Origin of the sequence: Streptomyces sp. NPDC091682, assembly GCF_044756625.1 — a bacterium.
In the GTDB taxonomy this organism is placed as follows: domain Bacteria; phylum Actinomycetota; class Actinomycetes; order Streptomycetales; family Streptomycetaceae; genus Streptomyces.
Genome location: NZ_JBIVTH010000014.1, coordinates 1 through 15,661, shown reverse-complemented (window position 1 = coordinate 15,661; position 15,661 = coordinate 1). Strand labels below are relative to the sequence as shown.

At 70.8% G+C, this 15,661-nt stretch carries 12 protein-coding genes and 1 riboswitch; of the genes, 6 read left to right on the top strand and 6 right to left on the bottom strand.

The features are described 5' to 3' along the window. Nucleotides 1–4: 4 nt before the first annotated feature. Nucleotides 5–1,177: a SchA/CurD-like domain-containing protein gene (locus ACIQK6_RS28845; RefSeq protein WP_329104664.1), complete on the bottom strand. Its 1,173-nt coding sequence runs from the start codon at nucleotides 1,175–1,177 to the stop codon at nucleotides 5–7. Between the two features lie 146 nt (nucleotides 1,178–1,323). Here ACIQK6_RS28845 and ACIQK6_RS28840 point away from each other — a divergent pair, with 146 nt between their 5' ends. Then, complete coding sequence (locus tag ACIQK6_RS28840; RefSeq protein ID WP_329104666.1) at nucleotides 1,324–3,006, top strand: FAD-dependent monooxygenase; 1,683 nt, start codon at nucleotides 1,324–1,326, stop codon at nucleotides 3,004–3,006. Between the two features lie 95 nt (nucleotides 3,007–3,101). Here ACIQK6_RS28840 and ACIQK6_RS28835 read toward each other — a convergent pair whose 3' ends face one another. Further along, the gene (locus ACIQK6_RS28835; RefSeq protein WP_329104669.1) at nucleotides 3,102–3,665 is read right to left on the bottom strand and encodes a hypothetical protein; all 564 of its coding nucleotides are present in this window, start codon (nucleotides 3,663–3,665) and stop codon (nucleotides 3,102–3,104) included. Between the two features lie 215 nt (nucleotides 3,666–3,880). Continuing rightward, nucleotides 3,881–4,110, top strand: a riboswitch (cobalamin riboswitch). 177 nt (nucleotides 4,111–4,287) lie between these two features. Between ACIQK6_RS28835 and metE the strand changes: the two genes are divergently transcribed. Further along, on the top strand, nucleotides 4,288–6,603 hold the full coding sequence (gene metE / locus ACIQK6_RS28830) for a 5-methyltetrahydropteroyltriglutamate--homocysteine S-methyltransferase (protein WP_329104671.1): 2,316 nt from the start codon (nucleotides 4,288–4,290) through the stop codon (nucleotides 6,601–6,603). Here the strand turns inward: metE and ACIQK6_RS28825 are convergent. The 3 genes from ACIQK6_RS28825 to ACIQK6_RS28815 form a co-directional block, all read right to left on the bottom strand. After that, a complete protein-coding gene (locus tag ACIQK6_RS28825; RefSeq protein ID WP_402695710.1) occupies nucleotides 6,600–7,223 on the bottom strand; it encodes a TetR/AcrR family transcriptional regulator in 624 nt (207 codons plus the stop codon). The two genes, metE and ACIQK6_RS28825, sit on opposite strands and share 4 nt — an antisense overlap. 125 nt (nucleotides 7,224–7,348) lie before the next feature. Beyond that, nucleotides 7,349–9,418 carry a discoidin domain-containing protein gene (locus tag ACIQK6_RS28820; RefSeq protein WP_402695709.1) on the bottom strand — a complete coding sequence of 690 codons (2,070 nt, stop codon included), beginning with the start codon at nucleotides 9,416–9,418 and terminating at the stop codon, nucleotides 7,349–7,351. Nucleotides 9,419–9,705: 287 nt separating this feature from the next. Continuing rightward, a complete protein-coding gene (locus ACIQK6_RS28815) occupies nucleotides 9,706–10,932 on the bottom strand; it encodes a serine hydrolase domain-containing protein (protein ID WP_329104677.1) in 1,227 nt (408 codons plus the stop codon). A 247-nt stretch (nucleotides 10,933–11,179) separates the two neighbouring features. Between ACIQK6_RS28815 and ACIQK6_RS28810 the strand changes: the two genes are divergently transcribed. Together ACIQK6_RS28810 and ACIQK6_RS28805 are read left to right on the top strand one after the other, a co-directional pair. Beyond that, nucleotides 11,180–12,007: a helix-turn-helix transcriptional regulator gene (locus tag ACIQK6_RS28810; protein WP_402695708.1), complete on the top strand. Its 828-nt coding sequence runs from the start codon at nucleotides 11,180–11,182 to the stop codon at nucleotides 12,005–12,007. A gap of 161 nt (nucleotides 12,008–12,168) precedes the next feature. Then, nucleotides 12,169–12,525: a zinc ribbon domain-containing protein YjdM gene (locus ACIQK6_RS28805; RefSeq protein WP_329104681.1), complete on the top strand. Its 357-nt coding sequence runs from the start codon at nucleotides 12,169–12,171 to the stop codon at nucleotides 12,523–12,525. A gap of 198 nt (nucleotides 12,526–12,723) precedes the next feature. On the opposite strand, the gene ACIQK6_RS28800 is transcribed toward ACIQK6_RS28805, so the two are convergent. Beyond that, nucleotides 12,724–13,695, bottom strand: a complete 972-nt coding sequence (locus ACIQK6_RS28800; RefSeq protein ID WP_329104683.1) for a ScbA/BarX family gamma-butyrolactone biosynthesis protein — start codon at nucleotides 13,693–13,695, stop codon at nucleotides 12,724–12,726. 102 nt (nucleotides 13,696–13,797) lie between these two features. Here ACIQK6_RS28800 and ACIQK6_RS28795 point away from each other — a divergent pair, with 102 nt between their 5' ends. Further along, a complete protein-coding gene (locus ACIQK6_RS28795) occupies nucleotides 13,798–14,499 on the top strand; it encodes a ScbR family autoregulator-binding transcription factor (RefSeq protein WP_329104685.1) in 702 nt (233 codons plus the stop codon). Next, a complete protein-coding gene (locus tag ACIQK6_RS28790) occupies nucleotides 14,496–15,452 on the top strand; it encodes an NAD-dependent epimerase/dehydratase family protein (RefSeq protein WP_402695707.1) in 957 nt (318 codons plus the stop codon). The genes ACIQK6_RS28795 and ACIQK6_RS28790 overlap by 4 nt, the downstream gene beginning before the upstream one ends. Nucleotides 15,453–15,661: the final 209 nt, after the last annotated feature.

The following is a 15,661-nucleotide window of genomic DNA, read 5'->3' as shown; positions in this document are numbered from 1 at the left end:
CTCCTCAGGCTTGGGCCGGCGCACGCCGGTCGGTGATCAGGCGCATTTCAGAGCGCGCGAGGAAGCGTGAGATCTCCTGGTCGGTGGTGGGGACGCCGTCCTTGGCGCTGTCGAGCAGCCGGGCGAGCACGGCCGCCTTGTGGCCGCCCTCGACGCCGAGGGCCAGTGCGGGCCGCGCGTCGAGCGGACCGCGCAGGTCGAGGAGGCGCACGACGATGTCGTCGCGCTGGAAGACGGTGCTGCCCTCGATGGGGCTCGTCGGATCGTCCACGGCGGCCTCGTCCTGCCCGGCGAGCAGCCGGGCCAGCGCCATGCCGCACCCGTCCTTCGCGGGGTAGAAGAGGGCGTGCCGCCTGACGTCCGCGCTCTCGCGGCCGCTGGCCGCCACATGGTGCACCGCCGGCAGCGCCGCACGGGTGAAGAACATCCGGGCCGACCCGGGGTCGCTGAGATCCCGGTCCTGCTCCAGGTACGGGTTGATGGCCTCCTCCAGCGCCCGTACCTCGGGCTGCTGGGACACGTGGCGCAGGGCCGCGAGCAGGTCGCCCTCGACCTCGACCGCCCGGACGACGCGGTTGCCGTGCATGAACAGCGAGGTGCGGCGCAGCCGGGTGCTCTCGTCGACCTGGGCCTGGGGGGACGTGTACCCGGCCAGGAGCTCCGCCACCACCTGCTCGCTGCCGGGCTTCACGGTGAAGGTGAGTGCGTGGCGGACCACGCCGTCACCGCGCCGCGGAGCGACCTGGAGGCTGCCCCGGGCCCGGTCCGCGGTGTCCGGCGAAGGGGCGGGGGCGGAGGGCGGGCCGGTGGGGGAGGGGGAGCCGGCGCCCGGCCCCTTGCCGACCTCCCGCAGCACGCTGAAGCGCAGCGAGCGGGTGTCCCGTACGCAGCCGTGGAGCGGCTGCACCGATGCGACGTGTTCCTCGCTGTTGACCCAGGCCAAGAACCGCGGTGCGCTCTCCCATTCGCTGGTGATGAGCCACTGCGACGGATTCTCGATCGACTGGCACAACTCGTCGCTGATGTGTCCGGGGACGGAGGACACCTGTTCCTGGAGATGTTCGTACACCTCCAGGAACTGATTCTGCGCACCGTCGTACAGATCCAGCAGCAGAACGACCCGAAGTCTCGAGCCGTCGAAGGCGGACTGGGATATCCGTTCCGACAAGGTTGTCATCGTTCACACTCCTTCGAGACCACACGGTCGCCACGGGCGGCGCCACCCGAACCGATCGTTGTCCCGTAATCCCTGCGGCGCGAGAGGAGAGAACCAAGCGGGTGAACGAGCGAGGGAACCGGCCTCGCACAGGGCATGGAAGAGCCATGAAGGAAAACGTCGACCACCACGTCCCGGTCCTCATCGTGGGCGGCTCGCTGGTGGGTCTGTGCACCTCGCTCTTCCTCGGCCGGCATGGCATCAGACACATGGTGGTCGAGAAGCACGCGGGTACCTCGATGCACCCCCGCGGACGCGGTATCAACGTACGGACGATGGAACTGTTCCGGGTCGCCCGCGTCGAGGACCAGATCCGCGAGGCCGCCTCGGTCCTGGCGGACAACCACGGCATCATGCAGGGCGGCTCGCTGACCGGTGACGACCAGGAGTGGCTCTTCGAGGAAATCGATCCGGGCGGCGCGCTCGCGCGCTTCAGTCCGGCGGCATGGTGTCTGTGCAGCCAGAACGACATCGAGCCGGTCCTGATGTCCGTGACCCCCTCACTCGGGGCTGACCTGCGGTTCTCCACCGAACTCCTCTCCTTCGACCAGGACCCGGGCGGGGTCACCGCGATCGTGAAGAACCGGGAGACCGGGGAGCACAGCACGGTGCGCGCGGACTACCTCGTCGCCGCCGACGGGCCGCGCAGCCCCGTGCGGGAGGCGCTCCGGATCGGTCAGAGCGGCTCCGGAGACCTGTTCCACAACGTGAGCATCACCTTCCGGTCGCAGATGCTGGCCCACGTGGTCGGCGACCGGCGCTTCATCGTGTGCTACCTGACCAAGCCCGATGCCGACGGGGCCCTGCTGCCGGTCGACAACGGCGAGCGGTGGGTCTTCCACGCGCCCTGGCACCCGGACCGGGGCGAGACGTTGGAGGACTTCACCGACGAGCGCTGCGTGGAACACATCCGCCGGGCCGTCGGCGCCCCCGACCTGGACGTCGAGGTCACCGGGAAGGCCCCGTGGCACGCCGCCGAGCGGGTCGCCGAGCGGTACGCGGTCGGCCGGGTCTTCCTGGCCGGCGACTCCGCCCACGAGATGTCCCCCACCGGGGCGTTCGGCTCGAACACCGGCATCCAGGACGCCCACAACATCGCCTGGAAGCTCGCCGCGGTGCTGGACGGTTCGGCCGGGCCGGGGCTGCTACAGACCTACGAGGCCGAGCGGTTGCCGGTGGCCCGGGCGACGAGCGAGCGCGCCTCGGCGCGTTCGGCGGAGCACAGCCACCCGGGGTACGAGCCCGACGCCGAGCCCACGTCCACGCCGGCCTCCGGGTCCGCGTCCGTGCCCGGCATCGGCGGCGGCGGTCGACAGGGCGGGGTCCTCTCCGTGGCCATGGGCTACCGCTACAACCGGGGCGCGGTGCTGGGGGCCGACCCGGACCAGTCCGTGGTGCCCGAACGGATGCGGCTCTGCGGCGATCCGGGCAGTCGCGCACCGCACATGTGGCTCTGCGGTCCGGGGGACCCGGAGCCGAAGTCCACCGTGGACCTCTACGAGCGTTCCTTCGTCCTGCTGTGTTCCGAGGACGCGCCGTGGCGTGCCGCGGGGCGGTCCGTCGCCGAACTGCTGGGCGTTCCCCTGGACGTGTACGCGATCGGTACCGGCCCCGAGGCCGATCTGATCCCGGCGAACGGCGCCGACTGGACCGAGGTGCACGGCACGACGGCGCAGGGCGCGATCCTGGTCCGCCCGGACGGCTTCGTGGCCTGGCGTTCGGCGCAGGCGGTGGCGGATCCGGCAGCGGTCCTCCACGAGGTCCTGACCACGCTGCTGGACCGCTCCTGATCCGGCCGCTCCCGTTCCCGCGGGCACCGGGGGCGCCGTCCGGCGGAGTGATCCGCGGGGCGGCGCCCTTCACCTCGTGGTGATGCCGGACCGGGTCATCGCGCCGTCTTCGAGCCGAGGCCCCCGGGGGTCCTCGGAACCCAGTCGGGGGTGGCCGAGGCCTCCTTCGGATCCGGCTCCCGCATGGTCACGCGCCAGCCGTCCTCTCCGGCCCTTCCGGTGAGGCGCACCACGAACGACTTGGTCTGGCCCGTGTCGTGGAAGTACACGACGACGACCTGCCGCACGGACCCCTCGTCGTAGAACTCGGCGGTGACCTTCCCCTTGGCCCCCTCGTGGAAGGACCGGATCCAGTTCCGCGCGGTCCGCTCGACGTCCCCCTTCGCGTCATCGGGGTCGGCCGCGAGCGACTCCACCTCCTCGGCCTTGCCGTCGGCGAGCCGCCAGACCAGACTCTGGGTGATCTTGAGGGACTCGGAGGTGGGGTACCCGACCACGCCCAGCGGTTCGTGGTTCGCGTAGTCGGTCGCGTACCGCAGCTCCTCGTCGGCGGCACAGGCGGTGAGAGCGCCGGATGCCAGCACGGACACCAGGGCGGCACGCACGACGCCGGGTGTCAGGGCGCGGACGCGTGGGGTGCGGGGGACCGGTGTAGCCATACTTCCTCGGTCTTCCGGTGGTCGTCGAGCGATCTCGATGCGGGGAGCTGCAACGTAGCGCCCTTACCGGGCAGTTCGATCCGGTAAACGGACAAGAGGGACACAACTCGCGCCGCAGTGACGCAATTCACTCCATGGCTGGATTTCGCCCCTCAGGAGTCTCACTTCACCATCCGGATGCCGGACAACTCCGCACGCCGGCGGGCAACGCCGTCTACTCTGGCCGGGCAGCTGGTTCGCCCCGTCCGCCAGGCGGGATGCGTCGTAAGAGGGAACCCGGTGGGAATCCGGGACTGCCCCGCAGCGGTGAGCGGGAACGACCGCCGTCATACGCACTGGACCCGGACGGGTCTGGGAAGCGACGGCCAGTAGGAGTCTCGTACGGCATCCGTACGACGGGACGCGCCCGCGAGTCCGAAGACCTGCCCGTTGCCCGTGCGCGACCGATCGCGCACGGAAATCCCGGTGACCTCGTGGGCGGGTCGGCGACACATCAGGCGGACGACCGCGGGCACGTGCAGCCGCACGCACCCGTATCCGGTCGGTATCCGCCCGGTCCGTCATCCCTTCGCGCCCTCGGCCCCACCGGGTCCACAGGAGAACGCTCGCGAAGGAGAGTTCCGTGACCCGCACGACCCCCGCCGCCGGACGGCCCACCGCGGCCACCGTGTACGGCTACCCCCGCCAGGGCCCCAACCGCGAACTGAAGAAGTCCGTCGAGGGCTACTGGAAGGGCCGCAACGACGCCGGAGCCCTCCGGGAAACCGCCCGCGAACTGCGCCGGACGAACTGGCAGCAGCTGGCCGACGCCGGCATCACCGAGGTGCCGACCGGTGACTTCTCGTACTACGACCACGTGCTGGACACCAGCGTGATGGTCGGCGCTGTCCCTGAGCGGCACCGCGCCGCCGTCGCGGCCGACCCCCTCGACGGGTACTTCGCCATGGCGCGCGGCACCCAGGACGTCGCGCCGCTGGAAATGACCAAGTGGTTCGACACCAACTACCACTACCTGGTGCCGGAGCTCGGCCCGGACACGGTCTTCACCGCCGACTCCACCAAGCAGGTCGCCGAGCTGCAGGAAGCGCTCGGGCTGGGCCACACCGCCCGCCCGGTCCTGGTCGGCCCCGTCACCTACCTGCTGCTGGCCAAGCCCGCCCCCGGCGTCGGCGCCCACTTCGACCCGCTCGCCCTGCTCGACCGGCTGCTGCCCGTCTACGCCCAGGTCCTGGCCGACCTGCGCGCCGCCGGAGCCGAGTGGGTGCAACTGGACGAGCCCGCCCTGGTGCAGGACCGCACCCCGGCCGAACTGAACGCCACCGCCCGCGCCTACCGGGAGCTCGGCGGCCGGAGCGACCGGCCCAAGCTGCTCGTCGCCTCCTACTTCGACCGGCTCGGCGAGGCCCTGCCCGTACTGGCCAAGGCCCCCGTCGAAGGTCTCGCCCTGGACTTCACCGAGGCCGCGGCCGGCAACCTCGAGGACCTCGCAGCCGTCGGGGGCCTACCGGGCAAGCGCCTCGTAGCCGGTGTCGTCGGCGGCCGCAACATCTGGATCAACGACTACGAGAAGTCCCTCGGCACCCTCGGCACCCTCCTGGGGCTCGCCGACCGGGTGGACGTGGCCGCCTCCTGCTCCCTGCTCCACGTGCCGCTGGACGCCACCGCCGAACGGGACGTCGACCCGCAGGTGAGGCGCTGGCTCGCCTTCGCACGCCAGAAGACCGCGGAGGTCGCCACGCTCGCCCGCGGTCTGGCCCGCGGCACGGACGCCATCGCCGCCGAACTCGCCGCCAACCGGGCCGACCTGGCCTCCCGCGCCGGCTCCGCCCTCACCCACGATCCGGCCGTCCGGGCCCGCACCGCCGCCGTCACCGACGCGGACGGGCGGCGCGCCCAGCCGTACCCGGAGCGGGCCGCCGCCCAGCGGGCGCACCTGGGTCTCCCGCTGCTTCCGACGACCACGATCGGATCGTTCCCGCAGACCACCGAACTGCGCACGGCCCGCGCCGACCTGCGGGCCGGGCGCATCGACACCGCCGGATACGAGGACCGCATCCGGGCCGAGATCCGGGAGGTCCTGGCCTTCCAGGAGAAGGCCGGCATCGACGTGCTGGTGCACGGCGAGCCCGAACGCAACGACATGGTCCAGTACTTCGCCGAGCAGCTCACCGGCTACCTGGCCACCCAGCACGGCTGGGTACAGTCCTACGGCACCCGCTACGTCCGCCCGCCCGTGCTGGCCGGCGACGTCTCCCGCCCCGACCCGATGACCGTGCGCTGGACCACGTACGCCCAGTCGCAGACGCCCAAGCCGGTCAAGGGCATGCTGACCGGCCCCGTCACCATGCTCGCCTGGTCCTTCGTCCGCGACGACCAGCCACTCGGCGACACCGCCCGCCAGGTGGCGCTCGCCCTGCGCGACGAGGTGGGCGACCTGGAGGCGGCCGGCACCCCGGTCATCCAGGTCGACGAACCCGCCCTGCGCGAGACCCTCCCGCTGCGGGCCGCCGACCACGCCGCCTACCTCGCCTGGGCCACCGAGTCCTTCCGGCTCGCCACGGCCGGGGTGCGCCCGGACACCCAGATCCACACGCACATGTGCTACGCCGAGTTCGGTGACATCGTGGCGGCCATCGAGGACCTCGACGCCGATGTCATCAGCCTGGAGGCCGCCCGTTCCCACATGCAGGTCGCCGGTGAACTCGCGGGCGCCGGCTACCCGCGCGAGGTCGGTCCCGGTGTCTGGGACATCCATTCGCCGCGGATCCCCTCCGTCGCCGAGGCGACGGCCCTGCTGCGCAAGGGGTTGGGGGCCATCCCGGCGGAGCGGCTGTGGGTCAATCCCGACTGCGGCCTGAAGACCCGGGGTTGGCCGGAGACCAAGGCCTCCCTGGAGAACCTGGTCGAGGCGGCCCGGCAGGTGCGCGCCGAGGTCTAGGCCGGGCGCACGTCGGCGGCGGCCCTGTCGTCGCCGACGAGGCCCGCGACGTGGTCGGTGATCACATCGAGGATGTCCGTCGAAATCCTGTCGTCGCCGAGGACGAGGTGGTTCAGCGTCAGTCCGTCGGTCATGGCGGCCAGATAGCGGGCCAACACGTGCACGGGCACGCGGAGTTCGAAGGTCATGTGGTGCCGGAGCTGCTCGATTAGCTCGGTGTAGGTGTCGCAGTACCGCTCGTACTGCCGCCGCGCCAGGTGCTCGAAGTCCGGCCGGCGCAGGGCGTACTGGGTGAGTTCGTAGGTGAGCATGTGTTCGCCCGGGTGGGCGGACACGTGGTCCCAGTACGCCTGGAAGCCCGCCCGGACGGTCTCGCGAAGGGTGGCCTTCGGCTGGATCGCCTCCCTCACCAGGGCGACGCTGTGGTCGGTGATCGCCGCGATGACGGATTCGAGCAGGGCCTGCTTGGAGTCGAAGCAGTAGTGGAAGACGTTCAGGGACACGCCCGCCTCGGCGGCGATCGACCTGGTCGTCGTGGCGGCGACGCCGTCGCGGGTCATCGCGCGGATGGCGGCCTCGGTCAGCTGCCGGCGCCGCTCGGCCGAGGGCATCCGTGCCATGGGCGTTCCTTTCGGTCCGTGCTGCGGTGCGTGGTGCGTGGTGCGCTGTGTGGTGCCACGGCGGCCGGGGCCGGCCGGATCAGTAGATCCGGCCGGCCCCGGCCCCTGGACTTCCGTCGGCTCGATCAGCTGCTGAAAACGCCGACCTCGTGGAGCGAGTACCCCCACTTGGTGCCGCGCTGGAGTCCCTGGATGCGGACGTAGCGGGCCGGCACCCCGGAGAAGCGGGCCGTGTCCAGGCCGCCGTCACCGGCGGTCGTGGACCAGACGGTCTGCCAGTTCGTGTCGTCCGTGGAGACCTCGATGCGGTACGCCTTCCCGTATGCGGTCTCCCAGTCCAGGGTGATGCGCCCCACCCGGTTCGCGGACCCGAGGTCGATGCGCAGCCACTGGTTGTCGTTCCACTCGCTCGCCCAGCGGGTGCCCGAGTCCCCGTCCACGGCCCGGCCCGGGGAGTAGTTCACGAAGGGGTTCCACCACTCCGAGGTCGACGCCGAGGCCGGGGACCCCGTGGCGAGGTTCACCGAGGACTTGTGCTTCTCGGAGTTCCCCCAGGTGGTCAGGTAGGACTCGGCGCCCTTGAACAGGTCGTCCACCACGCCCTGGCCGCCGACGAGGCGGATGTCCTCGATCCAGTCGGGGACCAGACCGTAGTGCGAGGCGCCGTCGGTGTTGAGGTCCCACGTGCGCGAGCCGGTGGTCTGCCGGTCGATGACGGAGCCGCCGTCGGTGCTGCGGAACGGGTAGCGCACCGGGTTCGGGGTGTTGGCTCCGCGCGGTCCGGGCCAGCCGCCGACACCGTTCATGTCGGTGCCGTACCCGTAGCCGACGTTGTACTTGTCGCGCAGCGCGTCCGTCCGCTTCGCCTCGGCGCTGAATCCCTCGGCGCCGCTCATGTACGAGGCGATGAAGCCGCCGAGCTTGTAGACCCGCTCGGTCCAGTCCATGTCCATCCAACTGTGCGAGGAGATCACACCCGGGTACGACTCGGACTCCATGATGTCGAAGGACCGGCTCGCGGCCTTCACGCTCATGTGGTCGACCTCGAGCATCATCTTGCGCTTCATCATGCCGCGCACCGCGTACTCGCCGAGTTCCGTGAGCCCGCGCGTGTTGCACTGGGCGTCGGCGGCGTAGGAGGGGATCGCCACCCCTTCGGGGAGTTTGCTCTGCACCGCGGGCGCGGCCGCCGCCAGTCCGATGGGGTTGTCGTGCTGGGGACCGGTGCACTTCTCCGTCTTCCAGAAGGTTCCGGTCGACAGGAACTGGCCCGCGTTGATGGCCGTACCGAGGGCTCCCTCGTCGAAGCGGACCCCGCACAGGGCGTTGTCGAACTTGTGGCACAGGAACATGCTGCGCACCCCGAGGCGGTACAGCTCGTCCAGGCCGCGGTCGATGTCCGCCTTGCTGCACTGCGCGACGTCCAGGATCTGCTTGCAGCCGAAGGGTTCGGAGGTCTCGACGCCGAGGACCACGGCCAGCTTGCCCTGCTGGACGACGTCACGGGCCTGCGCGGAGTCGGTGACGATCCGGAACCAGCCCTTGCCCGGTCCGCCGTACATCTTGTCGATGTAGGCCTGCATGTCGTAGGTCTTCTGCGCTTCGAGCCGGATGGCGGTCATCTCGTCGCAGCCGCGGTCCTTGAAGAAGTAGACCGAGCAGATGACGCCGTTGGTGACGAGGTCGTTCACGAGCACGCGCTGACCACCGCGCCAGGCCCGCTCGACCCAGGCGTAGTAGTTCTGCTGGTGCGTCAGCGAGTCGTGGGCGGGCCAGTCCTTGAAGGTCGGCCAGCCGTTCGGGTCGTGCTTGCCGTCACCACCCTTGGTGATGAAGTCGAAGATCGCGAGCGTGCCGTCGGGGTAGTGCTCGGGGCAGTCCTTGAGCGCGTCCGCTACCCCCGCCTCGGAGAACGGCTTGCCGCAGATGAGGCGGCCGCCGAAGCCCTCGTTGGACATCAGGTGGTCGTGCGCGTCGACGAAGCCCCGGACCCGTCCCTGGGCGTCGGTCCCCTTGAAGGGTTCGCCCGTGACGTTGATGTCGGAGTCGGGTGCGGGCCGCGCGACCGGGTTCCACCAGCCGGGATCGGCGGCGGAAGCGGGTACGGGGCCGAGCACCATGGCCACCACGGCGAGGAGCAATGACAGGACCGCCAGGGGCCTACGCCTGTGGTGCGTGTGTCGAGAAATGGTCATCACTCACGTCTTAAGGTCAGCCGGATGGCGCGGTCGTGGAGCCGGATCCGTTCGGGGGCACGACGCGCCACGGCCACAGGCGTGCTTTGTCATGGACCCAACAAGCGGTGGGACGAGAATCGCGACTGCCATCGACAGAGTCAATAGTCCGGGACGGTTGACCTGATGATTCATCAGATTCGCCGTTCCTTCACAAGGTCCACCCACCCGGGCGGCCCGGCTCGGCGCGGTACGCGAAAGCGCGCGCGAGCCGGGTCCGCCCCGCCCGGGGCGACGGCGCCGTGACGTCAGCGCGCGCCGTGCTCCAGCAGGTCCATTTCGGCCGGTGCGATCCCGAATCCGCGCTTCGTGGCCTTCGGGGTCGGCTTGCCGCAGAACGCCGCTTCGAGGGTGCCGCCGAGGGCCGTGTTCGCCTCGCCCTTGTTCGAGGTGTTCGCCATCGCGGAGAGGGAGCGGCGCCCGTCGCGGGTGGAGAAGGCGTAGGTGTAGAAGCCCTGCACGGTGCCGGTGTGCCCGTAGACCGAGGTGCCGCACGACAGGTCGTAGCGGCGCAGGCCGAGTCCGTAGAACCGGGTGTTGGTGGCATCGGTCGGCGTCGCGGTGAGCATCGCGTCCAGCATGGCGGCGGGCAGCAGCCGCCCGCCGAGCAGCGCGGACGTGAAGGTGTTCAGATCGGCGGGATTGGAGATCACCGCTCCGGCGGACTGGGCCCACGACACCGTCTGCTCGGTGGAGTCGACCAGCGGCGCCCCGGCCTCGTCGGGGTGGAGGTAGCCGCGCGTGTGCAGCCCCTTGATCTGCGTACTGGGGTGGACGTAGGAGGTGTTGCGCAGCTTCAGCGGCTTGAAGATGCGCCGCTCGTACTCCTTGGCCACTCCGTTGCCGGTGGCCTTCTCGATGAGCATGCCGACGACGACGAAGTTGGTGTTCGAGTACTTGTACGCGACGCCGGGCTCGGTCGTCCGGGGTTCGCGCAGCGAGAGGTCCACCAGCTCCTGGTAGCTGAACACCTTGTTGCGCACTGACTCGAAGCCCGGCACCGTGTGCTCGAACATGGCGTTCGTGTAGTCCGCCAGCCCGCTGCGGTGGCTCAGCAGATGACGCACCGTGATCCGGTCGTCGGGCAGCAGTCCGGGCAGGTACTGGTTGACGGCGGTGTCCAGGCCGATCCGGCCCTCGTTCACCAACTGCAGGAGGACGACGGAGGAGAAGGTCTTGCTGACGCTCCCGATCCGGAAGCGCGCCTGCGGGTCCATCGCCGAGCCCGTGGCCTTGTCGCGCACCCCCTCGGTCCGGACGCTGACCCCGCCGGGCCCGCTGAACCGCGCCAGGGCGCCGGGTGCACCGGCGGCGGTCGTGTTGCGCAACGCCTGGGTCAGCGCTTCGAGATCGGGGGCGGTCGGGGCGGTCGGGATGGTCGGGGCGGCGTGGGCGGTGGTCGCCGGAGCCACGGCGGCCATGACCGCGAGCAGGGCCGCACTGAGGGCCAGACGACGGTTCACGGGCAGGGGCACGATGCTCCTCGGGTGGGGGACGTACGGGTCGGACGACACGAGCCTACGCAAGATCATCGGACCGATCGGCCGCGAGCATGAGCCGGAACGCGCCAATTGTGAACGGCAGTTCAGCCACCCGGGCGAGCCGCTCGTCCGTCCCGATTCCACTGGCGGCGGGGCGCGGCGAGGTGCGGCGGGTCGCGGTGGGGTGCCCGGGTGCACCGCACCCAGGCACCTGCTCGGTGGTGCGCCCTAGTCTGGATCCGTGACCAGCAGCGATCTCGGAGACTTCCTGCGTGCCCGGCGCGCACGCCTGCGGCCGAACGACGTGGGACTCGTTTCCTACGGGCACCGCCGCGTGGCAGGGCTGCGCCGCGAGGAGGTGGCGGTCCTGGCCGGAATGAACAGCGACTACTACGCCCGGTTGGAACAGGGGCGCGAACGCGGCCCTTCCCCGCAGGTCCTCGACGCGATCAGCGGCGCCCTGCGACTGGACGGAGCGGCACGGGAACACCTCTTCCGGTTGGCGGGCACGGCGCCGGACGGTGACCGGCCGCAGCCGAGGGAGTCGATCGGACTTCCCCTGCGCCAACTCCTGGACGGGTACCCGGGCGCCCCGGCGTTCGTCCTCAATCCCGCCACCGACGTGCTGGCGGCCAACGCGATGGCCGACGCGTTGTTCTCCCCGTTCGCGCAGCGGGACAACCTCGCGCGCATGACGTTCCTCGACCCCGCGGCCCGGCCGTTCTTCGTCCGCTGGGACCGTGCGGCCGAGGCGGTGGTGGCCGGCCTGCGCCACGCGGCCGGGCTCGATCCGCACTACCCGCGCCTTAGGGCGCTGATCCGTGAACTCGGCGAGGTCAGCGCGGAGTTCGCGGCACTCGGGGCCGCCCACACCGTCCGCGGCAAGACCCGCGACACCAAGGAGTTCGATCACCCCGACATCGGACCGCTCACGCTCGGTTTTCAGTCCTTCGCCGTGCTCGGAGCGCCGGGTCAGCAACTGGTGATCTACCAGGCCGAACCGGACAGCCCCAGCGCCCGGGGCCTCGCGCTGCTCGGCAGCCTGCACGCCACCCGCCGCACGTCATGACCGCCTGGCGGCGGGGTCGCCGCGGCGTCGGGGAGGCGGCCGGCGCCATCCGCAGCACGCCGCCGTGCTGCCCACGCTCGCGGGTGGTGAGTTCCTGCAGGGGCTACGGGCCCTCGATCGGGCGCCGACCTGCGGTGATGGACCTGAAATATACTGGCGGGGTGACTGAGAACCCGCTGCCTCCCTGCCCCGAATGTGCGGGCGCGTACGCCTACGAGATGGGGGCGCTCCTGGTCTGCCCCGAGTGCGGGCACGAGTGGCCGCTCGCCCCCGGCGAGTCCGGCAGTGCCTCCGAGGAGCGGGTGATCAAGGACGCGGTCGGCAACGTACTGGCCGACGGGGACACCGTGACGGTGGTCAAGGGCCTGAAGGTCAAGGGCAGCCCGTCCGGGATCAAGGCGGGCACGAAGGTGCGCAACATCCGTCTGGTGGACGGCGTCGACGGTCATGACATCGACTGCAAGATCGAGGGGTTCGGCCCGATGCAGCTGAAGTCCAGCGTGGTCAGGAAGGTCTGATCCGACCTGCCGGGTCCGCCCCCCGGGGTCCGGTCCGGCAGGTCGGCGGAGCACGAAGGCGCCTGTTGGGCACGGTCCCGATCAGGCGCCTTCGTCGTTCTTCCGCAGGGGTGGAGCCGATCCGGCGGGCGGCTCATGAGCCGGCGCGCTCATGGGCCGACGGGATCGCCGGAGGTCGCCCCGGCCGGGGCGGGCCGGTCAGCGCGCGGCGTACATGCGGAGCGGGACGGTCGTCGCGGTGGCGATGGTCGCCGTGGCGGCGAAGATCACCTCGCCGTTCTGACGGGCGACGACGCGTACGGGATGGCGGTCCGGCGCGGTCGCTCCTTCGGTGTTCGGGAGCGTCTCGATCCAGCAGGCCGAGGTCAGCTCCGCGTAGCGGAAGAAACGAATCTCCATATCGGTCAGGACTCCCCGCCGGGGGTAGGCGGACCGGTACGCGGCCTGGCGCACGGCTTCTAGGAGCAGCATGCCCGGGGCGTGGTCGACGGGGTGGTCGAAGAGGATCGGGTGGTTGACGTCGGCCCGGAGCTGGGCGCGCCGCGTGGAGCTGGTGGGGGAGAGGACCACGTCGTGGAAGCGGTCGCGGCCCACGCGGCGGGGGGTCAGCGGTGGCGGAAGCGGGATCGTACGGGCGGCCACCTCGTCGAGGTCCGCGTTCTGGCCGCGCAGCCGCTGGTAGACGGCTTCGGGCTGATTGGTGAATCCGGCCTCGGCGGTGCCGAGGAACTCTCCGTCGCGGGTCGCGGTCACGTGCATAGTGAGACCCGCGAGTCTGCGGCCGCGGCGCGAGATGCCGGAGCAGCGGATGTGCAGCGAGATGTCGGCCGGGGTCGAACCGACGGCGAGGGCATCGGCGTTGGTCGAGTAGCTGAACGTGTCCCAGATCTGGCGGTGACCGAAGGGGACGTCGTACGCGACGTGGCTGAGGAGCGGTATGGCCTGGCGGACCGATTCGGCCAGGAGGAGGGGGTCGTGGTGACCGCCGTCCGGAGTGTAGAAGCTGTGGGTGCGGGGCCACTGGGCGGTGACGACGTACTCGTCCGGTGCGACGGTGCGCCATCCGGTGAGCAGGACTTCCGAGTGTGCGCTCTTGTGTACGTACTCCCGAGGTAAGGCGCTGCTGAGCGCGGCGACGGGTGAGGCGGAGTGATCAATGGACACAGTCATGGTTGAGCCCCCCTGGAACGTCGGACATGAGCTGGTGCTTGTTCGGCGCAGGTCCTAAAATAAAGGATGTTCGTTTTTTTTGTCGAGATTAGTTAGGTGCCCATGTCAGAACGAAAGCAGCAACGCGCCCCCCAACTCAGGGCAGTTCAGACCAAAGCGGCCATCCTGCGCGCCGCGGCCGAGGTGTTCGACGAGTTCGGCTTCAGCGGCGCCAGCATCAGCAAGATCATGAAGCGGGCAGACGTCACCCAGGGCGGGATGTACTTCCACTTCAGCTCCAAGGAGGAGCTCGCGTACGCCGTCATGGTCGGCCAGGGCGACGGCCTGGAGTTCCCCGCCGGGGAGGACGGCCTGCAGCACCTGGTGGACATCACGCTCTACCTCGCCGAGCAGCTCCGCCACAATCCGGTGCTCCGCGCCGGCGTCCGACTGGCCGTGGAGCAGGGCGAGTTCGGCCTGCGTGACGACGTCGCCTACCAGGCCTGGGTGCTGGAGTTCCGTCAGCAACTGCGCTTCGCCCGGGCCAAGGGCGAACTCCAGCCGGACGTCGACGACCACGAACTGGCCTGGGTGCTGGTCAGCTCCTTCACCGGGGCGCAGCTCTTCTCCCAGGCGTCCACCGGCCGGGCCGACCTGCCGCGGCGGATCGCTTCCCTGTGGCGCTACCTGCTGCCCGCCGTGGCAGCCGACGACATCCGGGGCGGACTGCGCCTGACGCTGCCGCCGAGCGAACCGAAGTCGGAGTCCGAGGTGGAGTCGGAGTCGGGGCCGGAAGCGAAGCCGGCATCGGGGAAGCGGGCGTGAGTACCCCTCGAGTCGTCGTCACCGGTGCGACGGGCTTCGTGGGGTCGGCGGTGCTGCGCCGACTGACCGGGCGGGACCAGCAGGCCGAGGTCCGCATGGTGTCCCGCACGCAGGCCCGCACGGCCTTATCCGGAGCGCAGTGGGTGGGCGCGGACCTGACGAACGGACCGTCCCTGCGCGGGGTGTGCGACGGCTCGGACGTCCTGTTGTCCCTGGCCTCCTACGTCGGACCGGACGCAGAACGGTGCACTGCGGTCAACTTCGCCGGAACCGCGGCCCTGGTGGCCGAGGCCAGGCGGGCCGGAGTGGGGCGGATCATCCACCTGTCCACCTGCGCGGTCTACGGTCCGGGCCCCCATCGGGGGCGGGAAGCGGGCGAGTTGGTGCCCGCCCCGGTATCGGCGGCGAGCAGCAGCCGGCTGGCGGGGGAGGGGGCGGTGCTCGACGCGGGGGGACTGGTCCTGCGCGCGGGGCTCGTGCTGGGACGGGGCGACCGGTGGGCCGTACCGGCCCTCGTCGACTCCTTCCGGCGGGTACCGGCGCGGTGGGGCGCAGGAGCCGGGCTCGCCTCCTTCGTCGACGTCGACGACCTCGCGCGGCTCATCGTGGCGCTCGCGCTCGGCGCCGGCGCCGCGGCCGACGCAACGGGCGTCCTGCACGCCCACCACCCCGAGCCGGTGCGCAACAGGGACCTCATGGACGTTCTCGCCGAGCACCGCGTGTTGCCGGCGCGGCCCGACGTCGACTGGTCGTGGCGCAGGTGCCTGGACGCCCTGGCCGCGACTCCGGGATGGGTGAGCGAGCGTCAGTTCACGCTGCTGGCCGGTGACCACTGGTACCGCGCCGACGAGGCATGGGAGCGGGCCGGGATCGCACCGGGGCCCGGCCCGCTGAGCCGGATCGGCCCGGCGGCCCAGTGGTACCGGGAGAGGGGCGGGGCCGCCCCGGGGTGATGGCGATCTGCCAAAGCCGCAGTGGGATGGGGCGTGGGCGGGCTGTGCCGAGCAGGGGGGCGGGTAGCGTCCGCAGCACAGCCGTTCACCCCTGAAGGAGTGGAAATGTCCGACCTTTCGAACATCGTCAAGGCGTATGACGTGCGTGGCGTCGTGCCGGACGAGTGGGACGAGTCCCTGGCCGAGCTGTTCGGTGCCGCGTTCGTCGA